Here is a 2445-nt window from a genome sequence, read left to right as displayed (position 1 = left end):
CGTCATCTCGGAAGTCGAGAAACGAGGCTATCCGTGATCTACTCAACGCGTGATTGAGCCTTAAGGACGCCAGCGAAACACGTTAAATTTTACGGAAAAACATAAACTCTACAACACGCGGACAGTAAATTCCCTATCGCCCTCGCGGACATTCACTGTAGGGAATGACGATAATCAGCATTGACAATAGAATAATGATTATCTGTTTTCTAAAAGGAAAGTTATGGGTGTCTTGTGCTTTTGTTATCTGTTAACTGCGCTTCAAATTAATAATGATAGCGACAGGAAATTATTGTCAAATGTGCATCATTAACTACATAAACTAATCGGTTGGTATCATCAATTCTACGTGACCAAAAACCTGCCAAATTTTCTTTCAATGGTTCTGGTTTACCAATGCCTTCGAAGGGAGAACGCTTCGTATCAGTAATTAATTTATTGATGCGCTTCAGCGTTTTCTTATCCTGACCTTGCCAATACAAGTAATCATCCCAAGCATCGTCAGTCCAAGCTAACATTCGACTCATTCAAGTAAATCTCTTTCCGTAGTTTGACCGGCATTGTATTGAGCAATTGATTTGTTTAGATGAGCAGCATTAGCAGGAGAACGAGATAAATAAATCGTTTCCATTAAGCTATTATAATAATCCATAGACATTACAACTGCATCTTCAGAATCTCGACGAGTGATAATTGTGCAATCTGCATCATTAACTACGCCATCAAGAACAGATTTAAGGCCATTTCGAGCTTCAGTAAAAGAAACTATACGCATAATTACCTCTTTGTTGAGTTGTACTTAATATTGAACAAGTCTAACTCATTAAAATTGAAATGTACAATATACTGCACAGGTAACAAAGAAGCTGTTAACGTTTGCTGTCATGCAGATTAAGCCAAAATTTACTACTTAACGCGGTAAACAAAAAGAAAACCTAGAATGCCGAGTGTAGCAAATCGTGTTGATGCATTTGTTGAACGAAGCCGCTGCGCAGCAGAGTAAAGTGAATATAGGACAGCCATATCTTTACTTTAAAAATTCAACGTGCGGTGAGTAGATTCACTATCGCCCTAGCGGGCATTCACTGTAGGAAATAACGATAATCAGCCTTGATAATAGAGTAATGATTATCTGTTTTCTAAAGGGAAAGTTATGGGTGTCCTATATTTTTTTAACGCGTAATAATTAAAGAGGGTCTAATTATAAATCAATGAATTAAATTAATTGGTTCACGCCAAGGATAACGCTCGACTTCTTTTCAGTGTCACCTTTCATAACATTCGTAATATTTACTTATATAAAGCTACTCGGGCTTGTCCAACACTTTGAATAGGTGTCGACTGCGCGACACATATTTTTATCTGTTACATGCGACTCAAAGAATGAGCAGATACTCTATCTTTAGCTAACTCAATAACGGCATGCCCTAATTGAACTAAAGTACCAAAACTTGGTGTCGTTTCAGGTTTTAATGAACGATAAGCACTTGTCCTACTTTTAATCCCTGCGCGTTCAATTACAACACTGTGACCAAATTGTTCAACATAAGAACGAATGGCCGCTTGCAAAATGTCAGCTCGACCTTCTTGCATTGAATCCCATGAAGCCTGCTTGATTACCATTTCCATTTCTTTAACGTCAAAAGGCGTTAAATCAGATTCAGTGTAACTACCAACCGTGATTTCTTTTAACGTTGCAGCAGATAATTCAGCACCACTCCAATCAAGAGAGCCGTCAGCCGTTAATGCAAACTTTTGAAAATTATCCACATGGCTAAATGCTTCTTTTTGGAAATACTCAGTTAAGTTTGCTTCACCGGTATAACCGTCACTAAAAGTAAGCTCAAGTGTAAAATCAGCTACCAAATCAACATCAATTACTTTCAACATACGTCACCTATAATTTACCCGGATTAATACCAGCAACTGCTTGTTTCCACATTGCCATCAATTTTACTCGATTATTTTCAATGTGAGCTTCTGCTCGTTTTCGTTGCTTATTTGGCAAATAACCTTCTAAGCACTCACCTGTTTCAATTGCTATGATTAGCTCATAGCTACCATATTTGACATGAATATGAGGTAATTTATGCTGCTTGTTATCAAAAAAATACAAACAAAATGAAAGCCCAAGCAATGCATCTATCTCTGGCATCGCAACCTCTAATTATCAAATCTGGTTAAACTATAGCATTGTATCCCAAAAGAGACAACCTTCAAATGTAACACCTGCGTAACACGTTTGCTACGATACAGGCTTAGCTGAATCTTAACGCCTTAATCACTGAAACTAAAGGCAAACCGACAACGCCCGAATGTAGCAAATCGTGTTGATGCATTTGTTGAACGAAGCCGCTGTGTGGCAGAGTAAAGCACAGAATATAGGAATATAGGACAGCCATATCTTTACTTTAAAAACTCAACGCGCGGTGAGTAGATTCCCTA

General features: G+C 37.9%; 3 protein-coding genes and 1 pseudogene. All 4 read right to left on the bottom strand.

What is annotated here, in order from left to right; translation table 11 throughout:
* Positions 1-266: 266 nt before the first annotated feature.
* On the bottom strand, positions 267-527 hold the full coding sequence (locus BTO21_RS17900) for a Txe/YoeB family addiction module toxin (RefSeq protein WP_045032845.1): 261 nt from the start codon (positions 525-527) through the stop codon (positions 267-269).
* Positions 524-775 (bottom strand): type II toxin-antitoxin system Phd/YefM family antitoxin, encoded by a 252-nt coding sequence (locus tag BTO21_RS17895; RefSeq protein ID WP_045032846.1) that lies wholly within the window; start codon positions 773-775, stop codon positions 524-526. The genes BTO21_RS17900 and BTO21_RS17895 overlap by 4 nt, the downstream gene beginning before the upstream one ends.
* Positions 776-1365: 590 nt before the next feature.
* Positions 1366-1890 carry a type II toxin-antitoxin system antitoxin DhiA gene (gene dhiA / locus BTO21_RS17890; RefSeq protein ID WP_045032847.1) on the bottom strand — a complete coding sequence of 175 codons (525 nt, stop codon included), beginning with the start codon at positions 1888-1890 and terminating at the stop codon, positions 1366-1368.
* Positions 1884-2155: pseudogene (dhiT, locus tag BTO21_RS17885) on the bottom strand (type II toxin-antitoxin system toxin DhiT). The gene dhiA and the pseudogene dhiT overlap by 7 nt, the downstream one beginning before the upstream one ends.
* Positions 2156-2445 lie beyond the last annotated feature (290 nt).

Source organism: Photobacterium phosphoreum, from assembly GCF_002954725.1.
GTDB lineage: Bacteria > Pseudomonadota > Gammaproteobacteria > Enterobacterales > Vibrionaceae > Photobacterium > Photobacterium phosphoreum.
Note: the sequence above shows the minus strand (reverse complement) of the source record. Positions and strands in the feature narration are given on the sequence as shown.